General features: G+C 73.7%; 21 protein-coding genes and 1 pseudogene. 10 read left to right on the top strand and 12 right to left on the bottom strand.

Features of this window, described 5'->3' with window-relative positions; translation table 11 throughout:
* The first annotated feature begins 112 nt into the window (after positions 1-112).
* The 4 genes and pseudogenes from AB0C12_RS36090 to AB0C12_RS36075 all read left to right on the top strand — a co-directional run.
* On the top strand, positions 113-1,006 hold the full coding sequence (locus tag AB0C12_RS36090; RefSeq protein WP_360554762.1) for an acyl-CoA dehydrogenase family protein: 894 nt from the start codon (positions 113-115) through the stop codon (positions 1,004-1,006).
* Positions 1,000-1,722, top strand: a complete 723-nt coding sequence (locus AB0C12_RS36085) for a PIG-L family deacetylase (RefSeq protein ID WP_360554760.1) — start codon at positions 1,000-1,002, stop codon at positions 1,720-1,722. Before AB0C12_RS36090 ends, AB0C12_RS36085 begins: the two co-directional genes overlap by 7 nt.
* Positions 1,719-2,327 (top strand): class I SAM-dependent methyltransferase, encoded by a 609-nt coding sequence (locus AB0C12_RS36080; RefSeq protein WP_360554759.1) that lies wholly within the window; start codon positions 1,719-1,721, stop codon positions 2,325-2,327. Before AB0C12_RS36085 ends, AB0C12_RS36080 begins: the two co-directional genes overlap by 4 nt.
* Positions 2,321-2,905, top strand: a pseudogene (locus AB0C12_RS36075) (glycosyltransferase); the annotation flags it as partial. The gene AB0C12_RS36080 and the pseudogene AB0C12_RS36075, both read left to right, overlap by 7 nt.
* Positions 2,906-3,180: 275 nt before the next feature.
* Here the strand turns inward: AB0C12_RS36075 and AB0C12_RS36070 are convergent.
* Positions 3,181-3,960 (bottom strand): manganese catalase family protein, encoded by a 780-nt coding sequence (locus tag AB0C12_RS36070; RefSeq protein WP_360554757.1) that lies wholly within the window; start codon positions 3,958-3,960, stop codon positions 3,181-3,183.
* Between the two features lie 56 nt (positions 3,961-4,016).
* Complete coding sequence (locus tag AB0C12_RS36065; RefSeq protein WP_360554755.1) at positions 4,017-4,664, bottom strand: sensor histidine kinase; 648 nt, start codon at positions 4,662-4,664, stop codon at positions 4,017-4,019.
* A gap of 30 nt (positions 4,665-4,694) precedes the next feature.
* Between AB0C12_RS36065 and AB0C12_RS36060 the strand changes: the two genes are divergently transcribed.
* A complete protein-coding gene (locus AB0C12_RS36060; protein ID WP_360554753.1) occupies positions 4,695-5,333 on the top strand; it encodes a response regulator transcription factor in 639 nt (212 codons plus the stop codon).
* A 36-nt stretch (positions 5,334-5,369) separates the two neighbouring features.
* Here the strand turns inward: AB0C12_RS36060 and AB0C12_RS36055 are convergent, their stop codons facing one another.
* The 5 genes from AB0C12_RS36055 to AB0C12_RS36035 form a co-directional block, all read right to left on the bottom strand.
* Positions 5,370-6,632: an Nramp family divalent metal transporter gene (locus AB0C12_RS36055; protein WP_360554752.1), complete on the bottom strand. Its 1,263-nt coding sequence runs from the start codon at positions 6,630-6,632 to the stop codon at positions 5,370-5,372.
* A 66-nt stretch (positions 6,633-6,698) separates the two neighbouring features.
* Positions 6,699-9,287, bottom strand: coding sequence for an NACHT domain-containing protein (locus AB0C12_RS36050; RefSeq protein ID WP_360554750.1), 2,589 nt, complete (start codon positions 9,285-9,287; stop codon positions 6,699-6,701).
* A gap of 47 nt (positions 9,288-9,334) precedes the next feature.
* On the bottom strand, positions 9,335-9,973 hold the full coding sequence (locus AB0C12_RS36045; protein WP_360554748.1) for a hypothetical protein: 639 nt from the start codon (positions 9,971-9,973) through the stop codon (positions 9,335-9,337).
* A gap of 69 nt (positions 9,974-10,042) precedes the next feature.
* Positions 10,043-10,822, bottom strand: coding sequence for a cytochrome c oxidase assembly protein (locus AB0C12_RS36040; protein ID WP_360554747.1), 780 nt, complete (start codon positions 10,820-10,822; stop codon positions 10,043-10,045).
* Positions 10,819-11,313 (bottom strand): DUF2243 domain-containing protein, encoded by a 495-nt coding sequence (locus tag AB0C12_RS36035; protein WP_360554745.1) that lies wholly within the window; start codon positions 11,311-11,313, stop codon positions 10,819-10,821. Before AB0C12_RS36035 ends, AB0C12_RS36040 begins: the two co-directional genes overlap by 4 nt.
* Positions 11,314-11,456: 143 nt before the next feature.
* Here AB0C12_RS36035 and AB0C12_RS36030 point away from each other — a divergent pair, with 143 nt between their 5' ends.
* A complete protein-coding gene (locus AB0C12_RS36030; protein WP_360554744.1) occupies positions 11,457-12,371 on the top strand; it encodes a manganese catalase family protein in 915 nt (304 codons plus the stop codon).
* Here the strand turns inward: AB0C12_RS36030 and AB0C12_RS36025 are convergent.
* Positions 12,269-12,817, bottom strand: coding sequence for a hypothetical protein (locus tag AB0C12_RS36025; protein WP_360554742.1), 549 nt, complete (start codon positions 12,815-12,817; stop codon positions 12,269-12,271). The two genes, AB0C12_RS36030 and AB0C12_RS36025, sit on opposite strands and share 103 nt — an antisense overlap.
* Before the next feature lie 147 nt (positions 12,818-12,964).
* Complete coding sequence (locus AB0C12_RS36020) at positions 12,965-13,411, bottom strand: DUF4383 domain-containing protein (protein WP_360554741.1); 447 nt, start codon at positions 13,409-13,411, stop codon at positions 12,965-12,967.
* Positions 13,412-13,570: 159 nt separating this feature from the next.
* Between AB0C12_RS36020 and AB0C12_RS36015 the strand changes: the two genes are divergently transcribed.
* The 4 genes from AB0C12_RS36015 to AB0C12_RS36000 are packed head-to-tail and all read left to right on the top strand — an operon-like array spanning position 13,571 to position 21,345.
* Complete coding sequence (locus tag AB0C12_RS36015; protein WP_360554739.1) at positions 13,571-15,310, top strand: hypothetical protein; 1,740 nt, start codon at positions 13,571-13,573, stop codon at positions 15,308-15,310.
* A gap of 13 nt (positions 15,311-15,323) precedes the next feature.
* Positions 15,324-16,004, top strand: coding sequence for a DUF1326 domain-containing protein (locus tag AB0C12_RS36010; protein WP_360554738.1), 681 nt, complete (start codon positions 15,324-15,326; stop codon positions 16,002-16,004).
* Positions 16,001-16,747, top strand: a complete 747-nt coding sequence (locus tag AB0C12_RS36005) for a DUF2182 domain-containing protein (RefSeq protein WP_360554736.1) — start codon at positions 16,001-16,003, stop codon at positions 16,745-16,747. Before AB0C12_RS36010 ends, AB0C12_RS36005 begins: the two co-directional genes overlap by 4 nt.
* Before the next feature lie 17 nt (positions 16,748-16,764).
* Positions 16,765-21,345 (top strand): multicopper oxidase domain-containing protein, encoded by a 4,581-nt coding sequence (locus tag AB0C12_RS36000; protein WP_360554735.1) that lies wholly within the window; start codon positions 16,765-16,767, stop codon positions 21,343-21,345.
* A 12-nt stretch (positions 21,346-21,357) separates the two neighbouring features.
* Here the strand turns inward: AB0C12_RS36000 and AB0C12_RS35995 are convergent, their stop codons facing one another.
* The 3 genes from AB0C12_RS35995 to AB0C12_RS35985 form a co-directional block, all read right to left on the bottom strand.
* Positions 21,358-22,248 carry an RICIN domain-containing protein gene (locus AB0C12_RS35995; protein ID WP_360554734.1) on the bottom strand — a complete coding sequence of 297 codons (891 nt, stop codon included), beginning with the start codon at positions 22,246-22,248 and terminating at the stop codon, positions 21,358-21,360.
* A 199-nt stretch (positions 22,249-22,447) separates the two neighbouring features.
* Positions 22,448-24,784 (bottom strand): VIT domain-containing protein, encoded by a 2,337-nt coding sequence (locus AB0C12_RS35990; protein ID WP_360554732.1) that lies wholly within the window; start codon positions 24,782-24,784, stop codon positions 22,448-22,450.
* Positions 24,781-25,431 carry a MerR family transcriptional regulator gene (locus tag AB0C12_RS35985; protein ID WP_360554839.1) on the bottom strand — a complete coding sequence of 217 codons (651 nt, stop codon included), beginning with the start codon at positions 25,429-25,431 and terminating at the stop codon, positions 24,781-24,783. Before AB0C12_RS35985 ends, AB0C12_RS35990 begins: the two co-directional genes overlap by 4 nt.
* Positions 25,432-25,486 lie beyond the last annotated feature (55 nt).

Below are 25,486 nucleotides of genomic sequence, written 5' to 3'. Positions count from 1 at the left end.
ATGGCACCATCGTGGCGCCATGTAAAGCCACCGTGGCATCATCGAAGCGCCAGGGGGTTGCGTCGTTTGCTGCGTCGTTTGCGGCCGGTCCGGCCCGGGTAGGGAAGCGCTCGTGCTCGAAGTCGCTGATCTCCCCCTACCCGGGTCCGGCCGAACCCTGGAACGGTTCGAGCGGCTCGCGGCCATCGCCCGCCGGGACCCGGTCGCGGCCCGGCTCTGCGAAGGCCATGCCGACGCCGTCGCGATCCGGGCCGAGCTCGGTGACTCCGGCCCGCCCGCGCCGGACCAGAGCTGGGGCGTCTGGGCCGCCGCGCCGGCGTCGGTGACCGCCGTCGAGAAGGACGGCGAATGGACGCTGAGCGGCGACCGCCCGTGGTGCTCGGGCGCGGGCTCGTGCACCCACGCCCTGGTCACCGCCACCGCGCCGGACGGCGTCCGGCTGTTCGCCGTATCGAACCGCGCGCCCTGGGCGGTGCCGCTCGACGGGACGTGGCCCGCGGTCGGCATGGCCGGCAGTGACAGCCGTACCGTCCGCTTCACCGACGCCCCGGCCCGGCCGGTGGGCGGCCCCGGCTCCTATGTCGGCCGGCCCGGCTTCTGGCACGGCGGTGTCGGCGTCGCGGCCTGCTGGTACGGCGGCGCCACCGGCGTCGCGGACACCCTGCTGCACCGGGCGCGCGGCCCGCACGCCCTGGCCCACCTCGGCGCCGTCGACGTGCTGTTGCGCTCGGCCCGGGCGGTGCTGCGCGAGGCCGCCGCCCGCATCGACGCCGAGCCGGCCGCGGACGCCGAGCAGCTCGCCGTGCGGGTCCGGTGCACGGTCGAGTCGGCGGCGTCCGAGGTCATCGACCGGGTCGGCCGTGCGCTGGGCGCCGGGCCGCTGGGCCACGACGAGGCGCACGCCCGGCGGGTGAGCGACCTGACCGTGTACCTGCGGCAGAGCCATGCCGAAGCCGACCTCGCCCGTCTCGGCGCACTGCTGAAGGAGGAACCACCCGCATGGTGACCGTGATCGAGGGTGCCGGCACGGACGACACCCGCTGGCGCTCCTGGCCGGCCGTCGGCGGCTGGCCGGCGCTGACCGTCGACCCGCCCGGCCCGCCGCTGGTGGTCGCCCCGCACCCGGACGACGAGGTGCTCGGGGTCGGCGGCCTGCTGGCGCTGCTGGGCGAGGCCGAGGTGGTGGCGGTGACCGACGGCGAGGCCTCCCATCCCGGCTCCACAGTGCACACCCAGGCCGAGCTCGCGGCCCTGCGCCGGGAGGAGACCGCCGAGGCGCTGCGCCGGCTCGGCGTCGGCGGCACCCCCGTGGTGCATCTGGGCCAGCCGGACGGTGGCATCGACGAGGACGCGCTGACCGCTGCCCTGACCGAACGGCTCACGCCCGGCCGCTGGTGCCTGGCCACCTGGCGCGGCGACGGGCACCCCGATCACGAGAGTGTCGGCCGGGCCGCCGCGGCCGCCTGCGCCGTCACCGGGGCCCGGCTGCTGGAGTACCCGATCTGGACCTGGCACTGGGCGCAGCCCGGCGATGACCGGGTGCCCTGGGACCGGGCCCGCCGCCTCGACCTCCCGAACGCCGCGCGCCACGCCAAGGAGGCGGCGATCCAGGCGTTCCCGAGCCAGATCGCGGACCTGGGGCCCGAGCCGGCCGACGCGGCCATCCTGCCGCCGCACGTGCTGGCCCGCTTCCGCCGGCCGTTCGAGGTGGTGTTCGCGTGAGCACCCCCTTGGGCTACTTCGAGCAGATGTACGCCGACAGCCCCGACCCGTGGGACTTCGAGTCCCGCTGGTACGACAACCGCAAGCACCAGCTCACCGTGGCCGCGCTGCCCCGCGCCCGTTACCGTTCCGCGTTCGAGCCGGGCTGCTCGACCGGCACGCTGACCGCCCGGCTGGCCCCGCGCTGCGCCGCCCTGCTCGCCGTGGACGCGGTCGAGTCCGCGGTGGCCACCACCGCGCACCGGCTGGCCGCCCAGCCGCACGTCACCGTGGCCCGGGCCCGGATGCCCTACGACTGGCCCCGGCAGACCTTCGACCTGATCGTGCTCTCCGAGCTCGGCTACTACTTCGACGACACCGACCTGGACGCGCTCATCGCCCAGAGCGTCGCCGCGCTGGAGCCCGGCGGCGATCTGGTCGCGGTGCACTGGCGGCGGCCGGTCGCCGAGCACGCCCGCCCCGGCGATGAGGTCCACGCCCGGCTCGACGCCACCCCGGGCCTGGAACTGACGGCACAGCACGTCGAGGCCGACTTCCTCCTGGAGGTCTACGCGCGTACGCCCCCGGCGGCCCGTTCGGTCGCCGAGCGCGAGGGTCTGTGCTGAGCCGGATCGCCGTCGTCGTGCCCGCCCACGACGAGCAGGAACTGCTCCCGTACTGTCTGGCCGCGCTGCGGATCGCCGTCGCCGAGAGCGCCGCCGCGGTCGAGGTGATCGTCGTGGCCGATGACTGTGCCGACGCCACGGCGGAGGTCGCGGCCGCCGCGGGGGCCGCGGTGGTGCCGGTGGCCGCGGGAAACGTGGGGCAGGCGAGGGCGGCCGGGATGGCGTACGCGCTGCGGCACGGCACCGCGGGGCTGTGGCTGGCCACCACCGATGCGGACAGCCGGGTCGGGCCCGGCTGGCTGGAGTGGCACGCCCGGCACGCGGCGCGCGGCACCGAGGTGCTCGTCGGCACGGTCGAGGTGCCGGACTGGTCGCCGTGGCCGGTCGCCGTCCGGCACGCCTACGAGCAGCGCTACCGGGCGGTGCCGCGGCACGTGCACGGGGCCAACCTCGGGTGCGCCGCGGCGGCGTACGCGGGCCTGGGCGGTTTTGCCGGAGTCCGGCACGACGAGGACCGTGACCTGGTCACGCGGGCCACGGCGGCCGGGTTGCGGGTCGTCTACGACACCGCGAGCCCGGTGCTCACCAGCGCCCGCCGCAGTGCCCGGGCGCCCGCGGGCTTCGCCGCCCACCTGGCCTCGGTGGCCGACGAGGTGTCAGGGCGCCGGCACGGCACGGACCACGCCGCGGTGGCGCCGGGCGTGGCGGATCACCGGCACGGCCCAGACCGCCAGGACGGCCACGGCCAGCACCGCGGTGCGCGCGTCCCAGCGGCCGTGCAGCACCAGGGCCAGCAGGTACGCCAGCGCGACGAACGTGCGGAAGGGAGCGTTGCGCACGACGGGAACTCCAATCACGAGCAGTACAGTCGGGGATCGGCCGGGGGCAGCACCGGTGGCCGGCCCTCGGCGGACGGGGTGGACTCGTACGTCAGCCCGTTGGCCCACCGGCCGGCCGCGGCGTCCTCGCCGTCGGAGAAGCTCAGGTAGGTCCGGGCGTACGCGTCGTCGGGCCCGGCGTCGGGGAACGCCTCCGGCACCGGCATGTGCTCGATGCCGTCCTCGCGCAGTTCCTCGATGGCGGCCAGCCACACGTTCTGGTGCATGGTGTCGCGGGCGAGCAGGTACCGCAGCATCTGCTTGACCCCGGGGTCGCCGGTCATGTGGAACAGCCGGGCCAGCCGCAGCCGGCTCTGCGCCTCGGCGCTGACGTTGAGGTGGAAGTCGGCGAGCAGGCTGCCGCTGGCGGTCACGTAGGAGCCGCTCCACGGCACCCCGTTGCTGTCGGCCAGCAGCGGACCGGACCCGGCCTGCACGAGGTGGGCGGAGTAGATCTCGGCGCACTGGGCCGGGTTGTCCTCGTTCTCGTTCGCGGTCAGCGGCGCGTCCTGCAGCAGCCGGGTGATCATGGTGCTCAGCATCTCCACGTGGGCGAGTTCCTCAGTGCCCATGTCGAGCAGCAGGTCGCGGTACTTGCCCGGCAGCCGGCAGGTCCAGCCCTGCATGAGGTACTGATGGGAGATGGTCAGCGCCCCCCACCGGCCGCCGAGGGCGTCCTGCAGGCGCCGCGCGAAGGCGGCGTCCGGGCCGTCCGGCCGGGCCTCGAACCGCAGTTGCTTGACGTGGTTGAACACGCCTTCACCTTGCCCGTCCGGGCGTCCTCTGCAGGCCAGTGGGTGGCCCGAACGGGTCAACGTCGGCGGCGCGGCAGGATGACCTCCAGGGCCACCCCGCGCGGGGACAGGCCGCGGGCCCGCAGCGTCCCGCCCTGGGCGTCGACCAGGTGCCGCACGACCCACAGTCCCAGGCCTTTCGTGCCCGCCGGGGGCGTGCGCCGGTGCAGTGCGTGCAGCAGGTCCTCGGTCAGTCCGCCCTGGTCGGCCACTGTCAGCCGCAGCCGGCGCCGCCGGACGGCAGCGATCAACCTGATCTCACCGGGGGAGTAGCGGGCGGCGTTCGACAGCAGGTTCAGCAGGATCTGCCGGGTGTGCCGGCCCGGGACCAGGCAGCGGCCCGCGCCGGCACTGACCGACACGGCGAGCCGGTCGGTGGGCACGGTCGCGGCGACCGCCGGCAGGACGCGATGCAGCGGTACGGCGGTGTCAGCCGGCTCGGCGAGTCCGGCCGCGGCGGCGGCTGCCTGTTTCAGCACCGCCTCGGCGTGCGACGCGTGTTCACCGGCGAGCCGGGCGAGTTCGCCGCGGCGCAGCTCCGAGGGCTGCGACTCGAGAGCGCGTACCAGTGCGGTCAGCGTGGCCACCGGCGGGCGCAGTTCGTGGCAGACACTGCGCAGCAGCAGGAGCGCGGGGTCGGGCCGTGGCGTCCGCCTCAGACGCATGACTGGACCTCGGGCGGGCATACGCGCGCCATGCAGAAGGACATTCGCGTCATCGTCGTCGACGACCATCCTCTGTTCGTCCGGGGTCTGGAGCTGCTCCTGCCCGAGGTCAGCGACGGCCGGGCCGAGGTGGTGGCGGCCACCGGGGACGCCGCGGCGGCGGCCGGCCTGGTCCGGCGTACGGTGCCCGACCTGGTCCTGGTCGATCTGCACATGCCGCCGCCGGGCGGGGTCCGGGCGATCGCCGCCATCCGGCGGTCCAGCCCGCGGGTGCGGATCGTGGCGATGTCCGGCGACGAGGACCCGGCCCCGGCGCTGGAGGCGCTGCGGGCCGGCGCCGAGGGCTTCCTGCCGAAGACCAGCGAGGTCGCCGACGTGCTGCAACCCCTGCTGTCCATTCTCGACGGCTGGGCGGTGCTGCCGGCCGAACTGCTCGGCACGCTGCTGGGCGCGGGCCGGGGGAGCCGGCCGGCTCCGGTGGACCTGGATGCGCCCGAGCGGCAGCTGCTGCAGCTCATCGCGGCCGGCGCGACGACCACGGAGATCGCTCTGCAGCTGCACGTCTCGGAGCGGACCGTGAAGCGGTTGACCGCGACCCTGCTGCGCAAGCTGCGGGTGTCGAGCCGCACCGAGGCGGCGGCGCTGGCCGGCAGTGCCGGCATCCTCTGACCCACTGACATGGCGAGCGGTTGCCCGACTAAGTCGTCATGAAACGATGAATGTCCTGATCAACAGGAAGACGTTCAGCGCGACGATCAGGGCCGCGACGATCGCCGCCACAACGGTGGTGGCCGGCCGGTTGACGTGCTCACCGAGGATGTCGCGGCGCCGGGTCAGCCAGACCAGCGGGATCAGCGCGAACGGCACGCCGAAGCTGAGCACCACCTGCGACCAGACCAGCGCGGCGGTCGGGTCGGCGCCGAGCATCAACACCAGCAGGGCCGGGGCCATGGTCAGCGCCCGGCGCAGGGTCAGCGGGATGCTGCGGCCGATGAAGCCCTGCATGACCACCTGGCCGGCGTACGTGCCGACGCTGGAGGACGCGAAGCCCGAGGCGAGCAGGGCCAGGGCGAAGGCGAGCGCGGCGTACTGGTCGAGGCTGAGTCCCAACCCGGCGTGGATGCCCTCCAGGGTGTCGGTGCCGGGGATACCGGAGCCGAAGAACAGCCGGGCCGCGATGACGAGCATCGCGAGGTTCACCAGACCCGCCAGACCCAGCGCCACCAGGGTGTCGACGCGCTGGTAGCGCAGCGCCTCCCGCAGCCGCCCCGGTCCGGTGGTGGCCGCGCCCGTACGGGTCTTGGTCAGCGCCGAGTGCAGGTAGATCACGTGCGGCATCACCGTGGCGCCCAGGATGCCGGTGGCCAGCAGCAGGCTGTCGACACCGGCGAAGGACGGCACCATGCCGCCGGCGACACCGGCCGGGTCGGCGCCGGCCCGCCAGGCGTTGTAGAGGAAACCGAGCAGGATCACGCCGAGCAGGCCGGCGATCACCGTCTCGAAGCGGCGTACCCCGCGCTGTTGCAGCCCCAGCAGGGCGAAGGCCACCACGCAGGTGATCAGGCCGCCGACCGGCAGCGGGACCCCGAAGAGCAGGTACAGCGCCAGCGCCCCGCCGATGATCTCGGCCAGATCGGTCGCCATGGCGACCAGCTCGGCCTGCACCCACAGCCCGCGCGACACCGGCCGGGGCAGGTGCTCGCGGCACAGCTCGGCCAGGTCGCGCCCGGTCACCAGGCCCAGCTTGGCCGACAGCGACTGGATCAGCATGGCCATCAGGTTCGCCGCGACGATCACCCAGACCAGCTGGTAGCCGAACGTGGCCCCGCCGGTGAAGTTGGTGGCGAAGTTGCCGGGGTCGGCGTAGGCGATGGCGGCCACGAACGCGGGACCGAACCAGGGAGCCACCCGCGCGGCACGCCGGCGCAGCGGAAGCATGAGCTGGGCGGCGGAATCCAGGACGACCATGGCCTGTCACCTTCCCCGTACGGCGGCACAGCCGGGCCAGCCGCTGACCCGCGGGGGCCAGCACCCTCAGAAGCGGGTGATACGCACGCCGGCCGGCCTTGCCGCGTCGTCCAGTTTGATCTTTCTGGACAGGTGCACGGTGAGCCGGCGGCCGTGCAGCGGCGTCAGGTCGAGGCCCGGAGCGGGATCGGCGACCCACAGGTCCTTGAGCTCTGGCAGGGCCCGGAGCGGGGTGAGGTCGGGGATCTGCCCGGTGTTGCCGAGATAGAGCCAGCGCAGGCGTGGGAGATGCGCCAGGGGCGTCAGATCGGTCACCGCGGTGTCGTCGATGTCGATCTCGGTGAGGGCGGGCAGCCGGGTGAGCGGTGCGAGATCGGACACCCATCGACATCGCCAGAGGCAGAGCCGGGTGACGCTCGTCCCGCTGAGCTGATCCACCAGCGGCCGCAGGCCGCCGGCCGGTTCGGTGGCCTCGGTCAGGTCCAGCCGTTGCAGGTGGGCCAGCGGGGTGAGGAGGCGGCCGTCCCACCCCGCCGGAGGTGAGATGCGGAGATCTGTCAGCGCCGGCAGGCTCGCGAGGAAGTCTCGGCTGACCGTCGTGTTCGGCACGCCGAGAGCGGTCAGGTTGTCCAGACCGGCGAGGGCGGTGAGTTCCTGCTGGGCCGAGAGCCGGAAGAACTGCAGGCTGGTGAGGCTCGGCAGGGCGGCGACCGGGCCCAGATCCAGGAGTCTCTCGTTCACCCAGAGCTGGAGAAAGGCGAGCTCCGTGTGCTTGGCCAGGCTCGCCAGATCGCCGGTGACATCCGCGTTGGCCGAGAATTCCGTCAGGTGTGGCACGTCGGCGAGCTGTGCGAGATCAAGGTTCTGGTTGAGCCACAACCGGGTCCTGGTGAGATGGCGGAGCTTCGGCAACGCGGGGATGAGCGTGGCGTTGTTGATCAACGCCTCGCCGTGGTCCAGGGGAGCGTCGGCGAGGACCCGGTCGGCGTAGTCGTGCGGGTCGAAGTATTCCCAGGCGGTGGTGAGCGCGCGCTGCACGCGAGGGCGCGGGTCGGTGCGGAAACGGGCCAGAACGGCGATGGCCGCAGGCCCGTTGACCAGGGCGACCGTCCGTACGATCGCGGTGGCCTGGGGTTCGCTCACGGTGCCGAGGTCGGCCGGGAGATCCGCGAGAAGTGGTTCGCCCACGGCGGCCAGGGACCGGGCTTCGGCGATGGACCGCGGAAGCAGCCCCCGCAGACTCGAACGGATCTCGCCGAGAATTCCCGGCTCGACTGTCGGCGCGGTCTCCAGGCACGCCGCGGCGAGCAGCCGTAGTCTCCGGGCCCGCTTCGGTTGCCGGTCGGCCAGCCGCAGCAAGCCGTCCAGCAGATGCGTGCGGACGGGAGCGTTGGCGTGACCGGCGGCCAGAATGACGGTCTCGCGCCAGGTGTCGAGGTGGGCGTGCTCCAGCAACGCGCCCGCGTGGCCTTGTTCGGCCGCCTCGCGCGCGGCCAGGTATTCCTGGAAGGTGCGGTGGACGAAGTCCATCCGGTCGGGCACCGGCTCCCGCAGGATGCCGCTGCGTTGGACGATGTGCTCGAGCACCGCCTCGGCCGGTGCGGAGATGTGCCGGATGCCGGCCAGCCGGTGGCCGAAGCGCTGGGCGGCCTCGGCCCGGCTGAGCTCGGTGCGGCCGTTCTGCGTCATCCACCAGGCGACTTCCTGCAGCAGCTGGGCCTGGTCCCGGCTGGTGAGTTCGGGCAGTGCGGTGGGCACGCGCCGCTGGGAGTCGCGCCGGTGCAGCAGCATGTCGATCGCGGCCTGGTAGATGTCCATCCGGTTGCGCGGCAGATTGCTGTCGCGGTCGAGGTTCAGCGCGCACAACATCGCGCACAGCAGCGGGCTGGCTGCGAGATTCTGCAGATGGGCGCTCCCGTCGAGTTGGACGAGCAGCCGCTGTTCGTAGCCCGGCAGCAGGTGCGCCTCGCACGGCAGGTCTCCGGCTCGGCGGACAGCGTCGTGCCAGTGCCGGATCAGTGCCTTCACGTCGGCCGGGCCCATGCGTTCGAGGAACACCGAGGTGAACCCCTCGGTGTCCAGCCACCGGGCGGACGCCGCGGCCGGGCGGGAGGTGACCACCATCCGGATGTCGGGGTAGGCGGACAGGAGACCGCGGAGCCATTCCCGCACAGCCCGCCGCTGGGACCCGGGCACCTCGTCGACGCCGTCGATGCAGAGGATCGCCCCGGCGCTCAACCGGCGGTGCACCCAGCCGGGCGGCATGAGCCCGGCGATCGAGGACGCGGTCAGTTCCAGGAACCGTTCCGGCGGTGGCAGGGGTTGGGCGACGTGGTCACGGAGCCGGATCAGAAACGGTGTGCGCCCGTTCCAGCTCTCCAGCGGCCCGGTGAATCCGTGCCGGGCCGCCGTGACCGCGATCCACTGCATCAGCGTGGTCTTGCCGGATCCCGCGTCGCCGCGCAGCAGAACCCGCGCGGCGTCGCCGAGAGCCTGCTCGGCCCGGACCGAGGCGCTGTCGTCCGTCCTGTCCTGGTGCAACTGCCCCGGATCCCAGGGATGCGCACCGCGACGAGGCGTGCGGCCGTTCCCGCCGGTGACCGCGAGGCTGATGTAGGCGATGCTCAACGGGGTGCGCAGCCGGTAGCGGTGCACGTCGACGCCGAACAGCTCCAGGTGGTCCAGGGTGGCGAGCAGCAGGCTCAGATAGTCAGATAGCGATCGCGGAACGCGGCGTCGTGCCCCGTGCCGGTCGGCGCGTCCAGGCTGGTGACCGGCAACCGGGCCAGCATCTCGGTCAGCCCCTCCGCGACGGTGGTCAGCCGTTCGAGGATCTGCACGGTGGCCCGGGCCTGGAACGGACCGAGCTGGATCACCAGCTGGGTCAGGCAGGTGCAGCACTCGTCGAGCACCCGGCCGTACAGGTGGGCTGCCGCTGCGTTCAGGCCGGCCCGCTCGGGGACGTCCGGTAGCTGCCGCCGCAGCCGGGAGGCCATCAGCGCCGGGTCGACGTCGTCGGTGAGCAGTGCCGGGTCCGACAGGTCGGCGGTCCGCAGTGTTTCGGCCACCGCGTCCAGCACCGCGGCCACCTCGTTGTCGGGCAGGGCGTGGTTGCGCCCGCGAACCATCGGCCGCAACCGTTCGTACACGGTGTCGACGATGTCGTCCAGGCGCCGGCCGGCCCGGCGCATCCCGAGGTCATCGGTGACGCCGGCGCCGATCAGCTCGATGAGCGGCGCCTCGCGCTCGCGTCGATCGTGGCGGCGTCCCAGCCAGCGCTTCACCACCGGGGTCACCACCGAGCTCGCGGTGCGCAGCAGTGCCGTCTCGATCACACCCACACCTGGCCTCCTCGGCGCGGTACCGACCGGCCGACGTGCCGGTGTCCCTGCCATCGTCGCGGAGACCGGCTACCCGCGCAGCGGGCCGCTGACCGGGATGACCCGAGCGGACGCCGCCAACCGGGAGCGGGAGATCCTGCGGGCGGCGGTGCGGGACTGGACCACCGCGAAGGCGAGCAGCAGCTCGGCCACATCACCGCCGTAGTACATCAGGGTGGCTCCGGCCTGCCGGTCCGCGACGGTCGCCGGAATCTGGACGTAGGCGCCCGCGTAGAGCAGTTGCGACAGGGTGGCGTGGGCCGCGATCGCCACCCCGAGCAGCACCAGCCGGGCGAGCACCGACGGCCGGTGCGGGGCCGGGTCCGCACCCGCGACCACCCAGGCGACCAGGCCGCCGGACAGGATGAAGTGGATCGTGACCAGCTGGTGCAGCGCCGGTTCGGTGAGCGTCCGGGCGTACAGCGGGGTCAGATAGAGGATCGCCAGGCCGCCGGTGGTCAGCAGCAGCGCGGCGACCGGGTGGGCGACGGCGCGGGCCGGGCGGCTGCGCAGCAGCCGGGTCAGGCGGCGGGCCGTCCGGACCGGCAGGGTACGCAGCACCAGCGTCACCGGCGCACCCAGCACCAGGGCCAGCGGCGCCACCATGGCCACCAGCAGATGCTGCAGCGCGTGCCCGGCGAAGTCGTGCACCGGCAGGACCAGCCCGGCGGTCAGGACGGCAGCACCGGTCTGGAACGCGGCCCCCCGCCAGGCATTCCAGCCCGCGATCCGCAAGCTCTGCCACTCGTAGCCGAGGGCGATCAGCAGCACGAGGAGGGGCAGCCCGTAACCGGGGGCGTGTCCCGTCACCGGACCGGCACGCGGTCGTCCGCGCCGCGCTGCACGGCCCAGCCGGCGAGCACCAGCACCGCCCCCACCGCCAGGAACGCGAGGTCCCACCACAGCCGGCCGGCACCCTCCCGCACGTGGTGCACACCCAGGACCTGGTGGTCGATGATGCCCTCGACCAGGTTGAACAGGCCCCACCCGGCCAGCATCCAGCCCCACAGCGCGCGCGACGTCCAGGCGGCCCGCCGGTCGCGGCTGACCCGCGAGTAGAGCAGCCCGATCCCGCCGAGGACGAACAGCCACGTCACGACGTGGAAGAGCCCGTCCCACAGGGTGTTCATCCGCAGGCCGTCAACGGTGTCCGGGGAGTAGTAGCGCACGCCGATGCGGTCCGAGTCGGTGCCGGTCAGCAGGTGATGCCACTGCAGCAGCTGGTGCAGCAGGATGCCGTCGACGAAGCCGCCGAGGCCGATACCGAGCAGGAGCCCGGGAGCACGCAGAAGTCTCGCCATGCGCTGCGCCTACCCGCGCGGCGGCCGTTCATGTGTGCGCGGCGGGACACCGGTCGGCCCCGAAGGGCCGGGGCGGGGCCCGGCCGGGCCATCGGGCCGGGTAGCCGAGTCGTCGTGCCGATCCCACCGCTATGGAGGTTCTGATGTTCAAGCACGTCGACTACCTGCAGTTCCAGGCCAAGCCGGAGAAGCCGGACGCCCTGCTCGCGGCCAAGATGCAGGAGCTGGTCGGTGGCCAGTTCGGTGAGATGACCGTGATGATGCAGTACCTGTGGCAGGGCTGGTCCTGCCGGGTGCCGGGCAAGTACAAGGACATGATCATGGACATCGCGACCGAGGAGATCGGTCACGTGGAGATGCTCACGACCATGCTGGCCCGGCTGCTCGAGGGCGCGCCGGCCGAGGCGACCGAGAAGGCCGCCGCCGCGAACCCGCTGCTCGCCGCGGTGCTGGGCGGCCAGAGCCCGCAGCACGCGATCGTCAGCGGCGGCGGCGCGCTGCCCCGTGACTCGCAAGGCGTGCCGTGGAACGCCGGCTACATCGCCGCCAGCGGCAACCTGCTCACCGACTTCCGGTCCAACGTGGCCGCCGAGGCGCAGAGCCGGCTCATGACCAGCCGGGTCTACAACATGACCGACGACCGCGGGGTCAAGGACATGCTGCAGTTCAACCTGGCCCGGGACACCTACCACCAGCAGCAGTGGTTGCTCGGCATCGAGAACCTGATCGCCGACGGCCTGGTCGAGGACGAGATCGAGGGCTCGAACCGCGAGGACGAGAAGGAGTTCGCCCGCCGCACGTTCTACAGCTTCGACCCGGCCAGCACCGCCGGTGAGGGCCGCTGGGCGCAGGGCCAGTCGCTGCTCGGCGAGCAGATCGAGTACGTGCCGGACGCTCAGCCGCTGACCGACGACCAGCCGCTCGGGCCGGCCCCGGATCCGAAGCTGTACGTCACCTACGACGGCTCGATGGGCAAGGGCAAGCCGGGCACCGGCGCCGGCGCGCACGCCCAGGGTGTGGCCAACGTGGTCAACAAGATCAAGGGAGCCCTGGACTGAGCACCACCGGGAAAGCCAAGGAGCCGGGTCGCCACGGAGGCGACCCGGCTCCTTTGTGTCCGGCGGACCAGTAGGGCCTTGTCGTGGTCCTGCCTGAGTCCGTCGTGTTCGATGCGCCAGCGTAGTTTCGCCAGCCGGATCAGGCTGCGCTTGGCGGTGGTGGCGGGCAGGTTCGACAGCCAGTACTTGACCGGCTCGGCTGCACCGGCCGGCCATTTTGCGATCAGCCACGCCTCGGGCAGGTCCTGGCCCAGATGCGCCGTCCGGACGGCCGGTCCGGCCGGGCGGACCCGCTGGAACACAAACCGCGAGCTCATCGGCACCGGCCGGCCGTTGCGGCGGCGTGAGCTGTCGCGCCAGGTCACCTGTCGTGCGGCTTGCGGGCCGGCCTGCAGGAGCAGGTAGCGGAGCGTGGGCGAGCCCCAGCCGAGCAACTCGTCGATCATCTCCAGGGCCAGGCGCCATTGTGGAGCCGTATCTGGCAGCGGCGCGGCCTGGCCATGCGCACCGACAAGATCGCCGCGCACTACCAGGCCGCGCTCACCCCGGCCGGGATCCTGCTCTGGACCGAACCATGATCCGAGAGACGGTTCCTAGCGGCGGACGGACTTGGGGGACAGGGCCAGGCCCAGCCCGATCATGCCGAGGCCGAGGACCAGGTGCAGCCAGTCGTCGGCCGTGTTGACCGGCACGAAGTTGGCCGAGCTGTCCTGGCCGACGATCAGGCCGTACAGCCACAGCACGAGGTAGATCGCGCCGCCGGCGATGAGGTACGTGCGGGCGCCGGAGACCGTACGGGCCAGCGCGAAGGCCGCCAGCCCGAACAGCAGGTGGACGATGTTGTGCAGGATCGACACCTGGAAGATGCCGAGCAGCTTGGCCTCCGAGTGGTGCCCGGCGAAGCTCATCGTGTCGAAGTCGCTGGTGATGCCCGGGATGAAGCCCAGGATGCCGACGAGCACGAAGACCGCACCGACGGCGAGCGCGGCGGTCTGGATGCGGGTCCGGGTCCGCGCGGATGCGGAAGAAGTACGGGCCATGGGTCACTCCTTATTGCAAGGGAACGCCCGGATGCCCTCCCGAAGTGCGCACAAACGCAGTTTCGGTGGCGCTTCCGGCGGTATTTCCGGTATCAAACGGGACCTCCCGGTGCTCCTTCTCACCGCTACCACCGGTGCGACACCACGGGAGGAACCGGTATGCAGCACAATCCGAGCCGGCTGTCCGCGCGCGGGCCGATCGACCCGCGTCACGGCTTTCCACGCTGGTACAAGGACACGGCCGGGGTCCGCCTCGAGCCGGCCTTCGATCCGCTCGATCCGCGTACCCCGGCCATGGGCGACCTGCCCGACCCGGCCGCGCCGGTCAGTTTCCCGCGCAACTTCCCCGACGAGGCGTTCTACTTCCTCGCCGAGGCGGAGCTGCCGATCGGCGGCTCCGCCCGGCCGGGCCGGGCCCGGGTCGTGCTGGCCCTGGAGGCCGCCTTCGCCGGCACCGGCGCGGTCGCCGACAGACAGCAGCAGGTCTTCGCGCGGGTCCGGGTGCGCCTCGACGGCGGCATCCCCGGCGCCGCCTACACCTTCACCCACCCGTACGGGCAGACCGACCCGCTCGTGGCCGACGAGAACGGCCGGGTGTTCGTCACCGACGACGTCGGCGCCGCGCCCCTGCTGTTCGACACCGCCGTGACCGACGGCGAGGTGGCACCGTTCCTGCGCTGGAACGCGGACGCGCCCGGCGGCTACCTCGGTGACGGCGGGGTGGAGCACACCGTCACCGGCAGCCCGCTGGGCTTCGACTTCTTCCGCGTCGAGGGCCCCGGCGTGGGTGACGTGGCCGGCGCGACCCCGGACCCGGCCGACCCCGGCAACCTCGACAAGGTCTTCACCGACCTGTTCACGCTCCAGGGCCGGATCTCCACCGTGGCCGGCGCCGAGGCGACCCGCGCGGTGTACTCGCGCAGCTCCGGTCGCCTGGTGCTGGACGTGTTCGCGACCAGCGAGCCGGGCCAGACCCTGCACGCGGCCGGCGCCACCATGACCGGCTCGGGCACGGGCTACCACGTCCGGGCCGCCGCGACCGCCGTGCCGGCCACCGTGGACATCGTCAACACCACCGACCTCCCGCCGACCGTCACCACCATCGCGGTCACCGACGCCGTGACCGTGACCGTCGCCGACTACGACCTCGCCCAGCAGCGGCTCAGCGTCGAGGCGGCCTCGTCCGACCTGGACGACCCGCCGGTGCTGACCGTGGCCGGGTTCGGCCCGCTCACCGCCGGCAAGCAGGAGTTCGCCGCGGTCGACGGGCCGCCCACCACGATCACCGTGACGTCCTCGCACGGCGGCAGCGACACCCGGCACGTGCTGGTCACCGGGCCGGCCGCGGACCCCGACCCGCTCACCGCCGCGGCGGGACCCGACCGGCTGGCGACGGCGGCCGAGGTGGTGACCCTCGACGCGGGTGCCAGCACCGGCGCCGGGCTCGCGTACCACTGGGAACAGATCACCGGGACGCCCGTCACCCTGACCGGCGCCGACGAGGTCCGGGCGACCTTCGTGGCGCCCGCCGCGGGGGCGCTGGAATTCCGGCTCACCGTGCAGTCGGCCGCCGGCAGCGCCACCGACACCGTGTCGGTGCAGGTCAGCCCGTCGGTACCGGGTACCGACACGGTCACCGTCGACCGGGCGGAGTTCCGCACCGACTCCCGGCGCTGGCGCATCGAAGGCACCGCCACCGGGCCGCTGCCGGACCGCGTCACGGTGACTCTCGGCGGCCTGGAGATCGGCAGTGCGCCGGTCGGCACCACCTTCGCCTGGGACGTGCGCCGCACGGTGATCCCCGGTGAGACCGGCCTGACCCCGGCGCCGGGGGCCCGCGTGGACATCACGACCAGCCGGGGCGGTGCCGGGTCGAGTCCCGTCACCATCCGCAACTGAGGGGACAGCGACCATGGGCTACTCGATCACCGGCGTCTTCACCGAGGCCTGCGACTGCACCCTGATCTGTCCCTGCTGGCTCGACGACGCCCCCGACGAGGACCACTGCACCGGGCTGTTCGCCTGGCAGCTCGACGGCGCCGCCACCATCGGCGGCACCGCCGTCGGCGGCCTGCGGGTGGTCAGCGTCTCGACCCACTCCGGCGGCCGCCGGGCCGGCGCCACCACCACCGCGGTCTTCGTCGACGAGGCCGCCGACGACGAGCAGTTCGAGTTGCTCGCCGCGGCCTTCAGTGGCCGGCTGGACGGGCCGCTGGCCGAGCTCGCCGCGGTCAGCGGGGCGGTGCTGCAGCGCAGCCGGGCCCGTATCGAGGTCAGCGCCGACCGCACCGGCTGGCACATCTTCGTCGGCCGGCCGGCCCAGGCGCCGGTGGCCGGGGCCGGGCTGGTCGAGGTGACCGGCAACCCGGCGGTCTTCGGCGGCGAGGACGAGCCGCTGACCCTGACCCACACCGCGCTGGACACCGAGCTCAGCGTGGCCGGCCCCGGACAGGTGGTCGCGCACCGCACCGACCAGCTCGCGGTCCGCGTCCCGGCTCTGCCCGGCGCGTACCTGGACGTGCGCGGCCGCTCGGCCATGCGGGGCCGGTTCCGTTACGTCCACGCCGCCGCGACCGCGGTGGGGCCCCGGTGACTTTCCCGCAGCAGCAGGTCCTTCGGGGGAGGGTCCTGCTCTGGGGCGGCGTCACCGTCATCGCCGTGGCCGCCTGGCCGGCGATGACGGTGACGCACCGCTCCGGGCATCAGCACCCCATGACCGCCGGTCCGGCCCTGACCGGCTGGCTGGTCATGGTGGTCGCGATGATGCTGCCGACGACGCTGCCGCTGCTGGAGCTCATGCGCCGGCTGCTGGCCGCGCGGGGAGCCGCGCCGGCGGTCGTGGCGCTGGTCGCCGCCGGGTACGTGGCCGTCTGGACCGGCACGGGGGCGGTCCTGGTCACGGTCCAGCTGGCGGCCGGCGCCTGGCTCGAACGCCGTTCCTGGGTGCTCGACCATCCGCGGGCCCTGCTCGGCGCGGCCCTGGTGCTGGCCGGCGCGTACCAGTTCAGCGCGGTCAAGGACCGGTGCCTGACCGCCTGCCGGAGCCCCCGCGGGGTCGCCATGCTGCGCTGGCGCGGCGTCCACCCGGCCTGGGCCGAGGCCGCCGACATCGCGGTGCGCTACGCGGTGTCCTGTGTGGGCTGCTGCTGGGCCCTGATGGCCGTCGGCCTGGTCGCCGGGGCCGGCTCGCTGATCGCGATGGCGCTGCTCACCGCGCTGATGGCGGCCGAGCGCCTGACCCGCCACGGTGCCGTGCTGGTCCGCCCGGCCGGCGCCGCGGCTCTCATCGTCGGCTGCGCGCTGCTGCTCGGCGTGGACACGATCTTCACCGCCTGACCCTTCCGGAGATCCCGATGCCTGACCTGACCTACGACGTCGTCGCCGTGCAGTTCCCGATCGTCTACACCAACGACGGCGACCACGATCCCGACGGACTGCTCTACACGCTGCGGGCGTACGTGCCGCTGCTCGACTGGGCCCGGGCCCGGTGGGACGACGACGACCGGTTCCTGCCGCGTACCCACGAACGCATCCAGCATCTGCAGCTCATTGTGGACGGGCTGGACCGCTACGAGCGCATGCGCGGGCGGCTGAGCCCGGGCGACCCGCTGCTGACGTACGGGACCGACCCGGCCGACCTGATCAATGAGCGCGACGACAGCGGGCTGGACCCGCGGCGGCACACGATCACGCAGAACCTGCGGGCGACCGTCGACGAACTGGTCCAGGCGCTCGAGCTGGTCACCGGCGGCACCGTCACCGCGCTCCCCCCGGACCCGGCGACCCGGGCCCAGTGGGCGGCGAGCTTCGCCGCTGGGCTGGTGGCGGCCCGGACCGCGTTCGAGGAACGGCTGGCCAAGCTGGAGGTGGACGACCACGTCGCGCTGCGGCACGTCGCCCGGCAGAGCGGCCTCGGCCTCGACCGGGTGCGCCGGCTGCTGTTCAACGACCACCGCACCGACGTCCGCGGCCTGGGCGAGCGCACGCCGGCCCACGACCGGTTCAACCCGCTGCGCCCGGTGCCGGTGGTGCGCCCGCTGGTGCTGCGGGCCGCCCTCGGCGCCCGCGTCGACGTGCACTTCGAGAACCGGATCCGCGATCGCCGGGTCGGTCTGCACCTGCAGGGCGACGGTGCCGGCTCGGTGCGCACCGGCGACGGCGCGGCGGTGGGCCGCAACGAGCCCACCACGGTACGGCCGGGACAGCACCGCACGTACCACTGGCACGCCGCCCGCGAGGGCGTCTGGGTGGTCAACGACCTCGGCGATGTCCGCGGGACCGAACGGGGAACCGACGCGCACGGGCTGTTCGGCGCGTTCGTCGTCGAGCCGGCCGGCGCCACCTGGCACGACCCCGAGACCGGGGAGCTGCTGACCGGCACGGCGTTCGCCGACGGCCCGTACGCGGACGTGATCGTGCCCGGCGACCGGCCGACGGCCGACTTCGTCGACTTCCACCTCGACGGGGTCCCGCACAACCACCGCGAGTTCACCGTCTTCATGCACGACGAGCCCGAGGTGCACAGCGGCCAGATGCTGATCGGCGAGCACACCGTCATGCCGCTGTCCTACCGGGCCGAACCGATGCCCCAGCGCCTGCCGCACCGGATGCGCCGCCACGCGGAGGCGACCGCCGGCCGGCCTCTGCCGCCGCCCGGCGAGATCGACTTCGCCGCCGTCGCGATCGAGGTCGACGATGACCTCAGCGAGATCTTCCACATCGGCCGCGACCACGAGGGCCGCTTCCTCGAACGCGTCGCCGGCGAGGAACAGCACCACAGCTCCTGGCTGTTCGGTGACCCGGTGACCCCGATCTTCCGCGCCTACAAGGGCGATCCGGCCCGGGTCCGGCTGGTGCACGCCGGTGTCAAGGAGACCCACGTCTTCCACCTCCACGTGCACCAGTGGCGGGCGGTCCCGCAGGACACCGCGCAGCCGTCGGTGTTCCGGCCGGGGGAGCCGCGCGGCTCGCAGCTGATCGACTCGATCACGATCGGCCCGCAGACCGCCGTCACCATCGACCCCCTGTACGGCTCCGGCAGCCGCCAGCGGGCGCCCGGCGACGTCATCTGGCACTGCCACCTGTACCCGCACTTCCACCACGGGATGTGGGGGCTGTGGCGCAGCTTCGACCGGCTGGTCGACGGGTCGGTCAGCGCGTACCCGGACGGCACGCCGGTGCACCCGCTGCGGCCGTTGCCGGGGCGGGACCCGGAGCCGCGTACGGATCAGCAGCCGGGCTTCCCGTGGTTCATCGACGCCGAGTTCCCGCAGAAGGCGCCGCCCCCGCCCGCGGTGACGCGGGAGTTCCTCGGCGGTCGCCGCCGGCTGCTGGGCCTGCCGCCGCACTCGGCGAAGGAACTGGCGGCGTTCGCGCCCGGAGTCGTCGCCGACCCGCGTCCCGGCGCACTCTTCGTGGACCTGGACGGCGACGCCCGCGCCTGGAACGACGCGGCCGGGCTGCCCGCACCCCGGACCCTCAGCTACGAGATCCGGGTCCGCGCCGACGAGGTGCCCTACAACTCCCACGGCTGGCGCGACCCGCGCGGCCACCACTACCAGATCACCAAGGTCACAGTGACCGACCCGGCGGCCGGCGACGGCGCCCCGGTGGAGTTCACGCCGCCGGCCGAGCGGATCGAGCCGTTCTTCCCCCGGGCCAACCACGGTGACATCGTCGAGCTGCGGATGGTCAACGAGCTCGGCACGATCGGCCCGGACGGCTTCGACCTGCCCATCCTGCCGGTCGAGTGCGGCCTGCACGTGCACCTGGTCAAGTTCGACGTGCTGGCGGCCGACGGCTCCTCCACCGGCTTCAACTACCTGTCCGGGGCCAGCTGCCCGGAGGCGGTCGCGGACGCGCCGGCCGAGCCCGGTGACCCGCCGGCCAACGTCGGGTTCCACCGCTGGGTGGTCGACGAGGAGTTCGGGCCGTGCTTCTTCCACGACCACCTGCTGGCCAACTACCGGCAGAAGCACGGGCTGTTCGCCGCGCTGATCGCCGAGCCGGCCGGGTCGCGCTGGCTGCGGCCCGATCAGGAGACCGTCGCGTGGTCGGGGCCGCAGGCTGTGGTGCTGCCGCCGGTGGACAGCGGGCTGCCGCCGTACCGGGAGGCCTGTCTGGCCATCGGGGACTTCGTGCCGCTGGTCGACGCGGACGGCCGCCCGCTGAACCCGCCGCACGAGCTGAGCGGTGACGACGACCCCGGTGCGATGGCGGTCAACTACCGCTGCGCCCCGCTGACCTTCCGCGGCGACGACCCCTCGCAGTGGTTCAGCAGCAGCGGGGACCGGGACGACCCGGACACCGAGATCATCCGGACGTATCCGGGGGAGCGGCTGCGGATCCGGCTCATCCAGGGCTCGCACGAGGAGCAGCACAGCTTCGTCACGCACGGGCTGCGCTGGCGCCGGGAGTGGCACAACGACCGCTCGGTGCTGGTCAACCAGCAGACCATCGGCATCTCCGAGGCGTTCACCCTGGACATCGACCCGGCCGACGCCGGCGGCTACTCCTCCGGCGACCACCTGTGGCACTTCGCCGCGCTGGACGATCTGTGGCTGGGCTGCTGGGGCCTGGTCCGGGCGCTGGCCCCGAGCGCCGGCAACCTCGAGGAGCTGCCCCCGCTGCCCGGCACCATCGAGGACAACGATCTGCCACCCCGGCCCGCGGTGCCCTGGGGAGCCGGCGGGGACCGGGTCCGCGAGTTCGTCGTCACCGCCCGCCGGCACGAGCACGAGTACGACGGCCGCCGGCTCACCGACCCGTGGGGACTGATCTTCGCGACCGCCGCGGGCTGGCGCGACGAACCGGTCGAGGAGGGCTCGGAGCGGATGCGCCGGCGTGCCGTCGGCGTGCACGACACCGGTGAGCCGCTGGTGCTGCGGGCCCGCTCCGGCGAATGGGTACGGGTCATGCTGATCAATGAGCTGCTGCCGGACCCGGACGACCCGGTGCTGCCGCCGTTCGGGGTGGAGCCCGCCCCGCCCCGGCTGCCGCTGGAACGCCTCGACGAACTCGGCAACCCGAGCGGGCGCACTGTCTCGCCGCGGGTGTCGCTGCATCCGAGCCTGCTGCGCTACGACGTGGTCAGCGACGACGGCGCCGACGTGGGTACCAATCACGACGGCACGGTCGGCCCGCTGCCCGCCCACGACGGCGGCCACGGCGGTCACGAGGCGACCGGTCAGGTGATCTTCCGTGATCCGGCGTCGCACGGGCACGAGGAGACGAACTGGCGCGAGTACTGGTGGTACGTCGACGAGCACCTCGCGCCGCCGTCGTACGCCGACGGGCCGGGCCAGGTCTGCGGCCTGCAGGACCGGGCGGACGTGCGCAACCACCGCCACCACGGCCTGATCGGCGCGCTGGTGGTCGAGCCGGACGACGTCACCCCGGCCGACCCGGTCACCGGCCGGGAACGCTGGACCGGCCCGCAGGTGCTGCTGCGCGACGAGCACGGCCGGGTGGTCGCCAACGAGCAGGTGCTGCTGGTCCAGGACGGGCTGCGGCACTTCGTGGCGGGCCACCCGGACCTGCCGGTGCGCGACGTGGTCCCGGGTGACGACCCCGAGGACGCGGGCCAGAAGGGCATCAACTACGGCTCGGCCGTGGTCCACCCGCGCGACGTGCTCACCCGCGACGACCCGCCGACGCCGCTCTGGGAGGCCGAGACCGGGCAGGAGCTGTGGCTGCACGTGGTCGGCGCCGCCGACAAGCCCCGCAACCACACCTTCACCGTGCACGGCATGGCCTGGCCGGCGGCGCCGTGGCAGGGCGACGGCCCGTGGGAGGGCTCGTTCTCCGGCCTGACCGCGGGCACGGCCCGGACGCTGCGGATGACCGCCCGGCACCGCGGCGACCACGCCTACCGGTCAGGGGCTTTCCGCTGGTCGGTGGAGAACGGTCTGTGGGGCATCCTGCGGATCAAGTGAGGGCCGGACCGGTCAGGGCAGCTCCCAGCGCTGCCGGTCGGCGCCCGAACAGCTCTCGATCCGTACGCCGGCCCCCGAGCGGGAACCCGAGCCCGGATCGGTGAGACAGCCGCCGCCGGCCAGGGCGACCAGCGTACGGTCGGCGCCGGCCTGCCACTGCCCGGATCGGCGGCCGTCACAGCCGGCGAGCCGGACGGTGCCGTCGTCGGCCGCCACCGCACACTTGCCGACGACCCGCAGGGTGCCGTCGGTGGCGACGGTCCACACCTGGGCGGCGGTCTCGTTGCAGGTGAAGACCTGGATGTGGTTGCCGTCGACGGCGATCGCGCCGTTGAGGTCCAGGCAGAGCCCGCCGAGGCCGTGGATCCGGCCGACCCGGTCCGCCGGGGGCGGCGCGAGCCGGTCGGTCGGGGCACTGGTGGTCGTCCGGGCCGGGGCCGGGCTCGTGCGGGTGGGGGTCGACGCCGGTGCCGAGGTGGGCGTGGAGCTGGTCGTGCTGCGGCTCCGGGTGGGAGGGGTGGTCCGCGCCGTCACGGCCGGCGGCGGATCGGTGGTGGCCGGGGTCGGCTCCGGGACCGCGACGCTGGGCAGCGGGACGTCCGCCGGCAGGGCCGTCCGGGTGCCCGGCTCCGGGAGCATCGCCCACACGATCGCGGCCACGCCGGTCACGGCCAGCACCACGACCAGGGCCAGCACCAGCAACGGGCGGTGGCGCCGCACTCCCCGCGGCGGGGGAGCGGGCGCCGCGCCGGGCGGCGGGGCGTCAGGCGCGGATGGCGCGACCGGCTCCGCCGCGGCCTCCGGCCACGTGTGATCGGAGGGTTGCGGCGGCGCGCCGCCGGGCTCGTCCCGCAGGTACGGACGCACCAGCAGCGGATCGGCCTCGTCGTCCCGGTCGGTCATCGTGTCCCATCGCCAGTGCCGCGCAAAGATCGCTCTGCACGGTACCTCGGGCGGTCACCCACGGCAGCCCGGCAGCTGCGCCGCCCGGCCGCCTGGCCGCCGCTCAGCCCGGCAGCTTGGCCGGCGAGGCCGGGAACAGCCCGTCTCCGATCAGCCGCACCAGCCGGGCCCGGACCGGGACCGCCCAGGGCGGCGGCGGTCAGCGCTTCCAGAAGGCCTTGCGCTGCGTCGGCGGCGCGAAATTCTCCAGCGTCTCCCGGGCCAGGGCCCACTTGTCCGGCAACCCACCGTCGGCCTTGAGCCGGTCGACGAGATCCCGCAGCGCCTTCAACTCCGCGTCGTCGCGGCCCTCCAGCAGCGCACCCAGCCGGCTGGCCAGGTCGGCCAGCAGATCGCGGCGTTCCCGAGCGGACCGTCCCTCGGCCTCGCGCAGCCGGGTCGCCTCGATCGCGACGATGGCCGTCAGGTCGGCCAGGGTCAGCGGTGAGCTGCCCGGCGCCGCCATCTTGCCGCTGCGGCCCGCCGCCTGCAGGCCGGACGGCATCTGGGCGAACGGCTTGGGCCCGGAACGCATCGACGAGGCCCGCGCCGGCGCGAAGCCACCGATCCGGGGTCCGGCGGCCGGCGGTGGGACCGGCGCCGACATGGACGCCAGCACGATGCCCCCGGCCGCGGGCGCGTCGAACATGTCCCAGCCCGACGGCGACTCCACCGGCTGGGTCACCCGGCGCACCTCGCCGCCTTCGGTCACCACCCGGCTGTCCACCGCGACGAAAGCGGTGAACCGGCACAGCACCCGGTAGCGCAGCGACGTGGCCACGATGGTCTGTTCCAGGTCGCGCTGCCCGGTCAGGTACCGGTCCTCCAGCTCGCGCAGCCGGGCCCGGGCCCACTGCGCGGTGACCGCCGGCTCCGCGCTGTCACGGACCGGGATCTCGCGCACGAACTCCTCGTCGTCGCGGGTGCGGCCACGGACGGTCAGCGTGCCGCCGGCGGTCCCGGTGTAGCGGCCGAACACGACCAGCGGCACCCCGGGGAACACCGTCTGCGCGGGCGCCGGGTCGACGCTGAAGCCGGCCGCGGTGACGGTCACGTCGGTGAGCACCGGTGCGGCGATCCGCCGGTGGATCTGCGCCATCGCCTCGTCGAGCCGGTCCTCGCTCTCCACCAGCTCGCAGCGGCCCGCGCCGAGTGCGGCGAGCCGGCCCAGGAAACCCACGTTGACGGCCCGGTCGATGCCCACGGTGTGCACCCGGGTGGTGCCGATCAGGCCGGTGATCTCGGCCAGGATCTGGTCCTCGTTGCCGACCTGGCCGTCGGTGACGAGCACGAGCACCCGCTCCCGCGAGCCCGAGTCGGCGAGCAGGCTCAGCCCCTCGCGCAGCGGGACGAGCATCTCGGTGCCACCGCGCGCGTCGGCGCGCGACAGGTGTTCGACCGCGCGGAACCTGTTGCGGTCGGTCGCCTCGGACAGGCCGGTGCCGAGCGCGTCCGGCCGGTCGACCTGGTGGTCGAAGGTCAGCACGGCGAACCGGTCGGCGGTGGTGAGGGTGTCGACCACGCGGGCGGCGGCGCGGCGCGCGGCGACCATCTTCCAGCCGCCCATGCTGCCCGAACGGTCCAGCAGCAGCACCACGTCCTTGGGCCGGCCGGCGGTCGCGGCGTCGTCCGGCGGCACCAGTACGACCTGGTACGTCCCCTCGGGCCCGTCCGCCGTGGGGTCGGCGACACACACCGCGCCGGAGCCGTCACCGGCGTACGGCAGCCGCAGGATGAAATCCCGGTCCGCGCGCTCGCCGGGCGTGATCTCCACCCGGCCGCCCTCGCCCGTCACCGTGTGCAGACTGGAGCGGACCTCGCCGAGTCCGAGCCCGGCCGGATCGATGTCGACGCCGATGCTGAGCCGCAGCGGGTTCGGGAAGCCGGGCAGCAGCACCGGGGGAGTGATCCGGGAGGCGTCCGGTACCGCGTCGGTGTCCTGCGCCTGGCCGGAGCCGACCGCGGGCCCGGGCAGCGGCGCCCCGGGCACGTAGCGCGGCGCCACCACCAGCGGGAACCGGAACGTCGCCGCGCCGTCCTCCCAGGGCAGCGGTCCGACCAGCGACAACGCGATGGTGACCCGCTCACCGGGCAGGATGTTGCCGACCCGCATGGTGAACACGTCGGGCCGCTCCTCCTCGGCGATCGAGGCGCGCTGACCGGCCGCGACGGCCTGGTCGTAGTTCTGCCGGGCCTGGGCCCGTTCCTGCAGCTCGGCCTCGACCGTGCGGCCGTCGGCGGTCATCGTCATGCCGGTCACCGCGGCCCGGTCCGGCAGCGGGAAGACGTAGGTCGCCTCGAGCGGGGTGTCGTGCGCGTTGACGTACTCGGCGGTCACCGTGGTGCGGGCGACCAGGCCGCTGATCGCGGCCCGCACGTCGAGACGGTCCAGCGGCAGGTTGCCGCGCTCGGTGAGCAGGGCCCCGAGACCGGCGTCGGGCAGGATGCGGACGCGGCCGAGCTCCGCCGGATCCATCGGCTTGACGGACAAGGTCATGACGGGCTCCCATCGTCGAGGGTGTCGCCGGCGAGCAGGCCACGGGCGGCCAGCAGGTCCAGCAGAGGGCGGGCGGCGGTGGCGATGGCTTCGTAGTCGGCGGCGCCGGGGCGTACCGGAAGGACCAGGATCGCGCCGCCGCCCAGCGCGACGCCACCCACCGGGCGTGCCGCCGCGGGTAGCCCGGCCTTCGCAGCCGCGACCTCCGCCCCAGCGGCGACCGGCTGAGCCGCCGCCGATCCGGCCGCCGGCTCCGGTGCCGCATTCGCTGCCGCCGGCGCGGCCGCCCAGAAGCGGGGCCGTGCCGGGCCGTCGGCCACCACGGCTTCGTCGGTCACGATCAGCAGACTTTCCGGTACGCGGGCAGCAACCGCCAGCTCAGCGTCACTGGCACCGGCCAGCTCAGCCTGGATAGCCGCAAGCGAATGCCCCTCCGCCTGCCGCCGCTTGACCGCCACCAGCTGCAACAGGTGCCGCGGCCCGTACAGAGCGGTCCGCCCGCGCATCCCGGCGGGCCGGTCCACCAGCCCGGTGGTCGTGTACCACCGGATCGCCCGGCGGTCGGGCATGTCGCGCACCCGGCCGTTGGGCGCGCCGGGGTACTCGGCCGCCAGGGCCTGGCGTACCCGCTCGACCAGCTCGTCCATCGTCCACACGCCCACCACCATGACACTGTTAACGTGACACTGTCAACGTCAGGCC

Origin of the sequence: Actinoplanes sp. NPDC048967 (genome assembly GCF_040649415.1) — a bacterium.
Lineage (GTDB): Bacteria > Actinomycetota > Actinomycetes > Mycobacteriales > Micromonosporaceae > Actinoplanes.
The sequence above is the reverse complement of the archived record's forward strand: the minus strand, read 5'-3'. Positions and strand labels throughout refer to the sequence as shown.

Coding starts and splice junctions, on each gene's coding strand:
- AB0C12_RS36000 (WP_360554735.1), top strand. CDS start 16,765: ATGCCTGACCTGACCTACGACGTCGTCGCCGTGCAGTTCCCGATCGTC.
- AB0C12_RS36065 (WP_360554755.1), bottom strand. CDS start 4,664: ATGCGTCTGAGGCGGACGCCACGGCCCGACCCCGCGCTCCTGCTGCTG.
- AB0C12_RS36015 (WP_360554739.1), top strand. CDS start 13,571: ATGCAGCACAATCCGAGCCGGCTGTCCGCGCGCGGGCCGATCGACCCG.
- AB0C12_RS35990 (WP_360554732.1), bottom strand. CDS start 24,784: ATGACCTTGTCCGTCAAGCCGATGGATCCGGCGGAGCTCGGCCGCGTC.
- AB0C12_RS35985 (WP_360554839.1), bottom strand. CDS start 25,431: ATGGACGAGCTGGTCGAGCGGGTACGCCAGGCCCTGGCGGCCGAGTAC.
- AB0C12_RS36035 (WP_360554745.1), bottom strand. CDS start 11,313: ATGGCGAGACTTCTGCGTGCTCCCGGGCTCCTGCTCGGTATCGGCCTC.
- AB0C12_RS35995 (WP_360554734.1), bottom strand. CDS start 22,248: ATGACCGACCGGGACGACGAGGCCGATCCGCTGCTGGTGCGTCCGTAC.
- AB0C12_RS36020 (WP_360554741.1), bottom strand. CDS start 13,411: ATGGCCCGTACTTCTTCCGCATCCGCGCGGACCCGGACCCGCATCCAG.
- AB0C12_RS36010 (WP_360554738.1), top strand. CDS start 15,324: ATGGGCTACTCGATCACCGGCGTCTTCACCGAGGCCTGCGACTGCACC.
- AB0C12_RS36030 (WP_360554744.1), top strand. CDS start 11,457: ATGTTCAAGCACGTCGACTACCTGCAGTTCCAGGCCAAGCCGGAGAAG.
- AB0C12_RS36025 (WP_360554742.1), bottom strand. CDS start 12,817: ATGATCGACGAGTTGCTCGGCTGGGGCTCGCCCACGCTCCGCTACCTG.
- AB0C12_RS36055 (WP_360554752.1), bottom strand. CDS start 6,632: ATGGTCGTCCTGGATTCCGCCGCCCAGCTCATGCTTCCGCTGCGCCGG.
- AB0C12_RS36085 (WP_360554760.1), top strand. CDS start 1,000: ATGGTGACCGTGATCGAGGGTGCCGGCACGGACGACACCCGCTGGCGC.
- AB0C12_RS36060 (WP_360554753.1), top strand. CDS start 4,695: ATGCAGAAGGACATTCGCGTCATCGTCGTCGACGACCATCCTCTGTTC.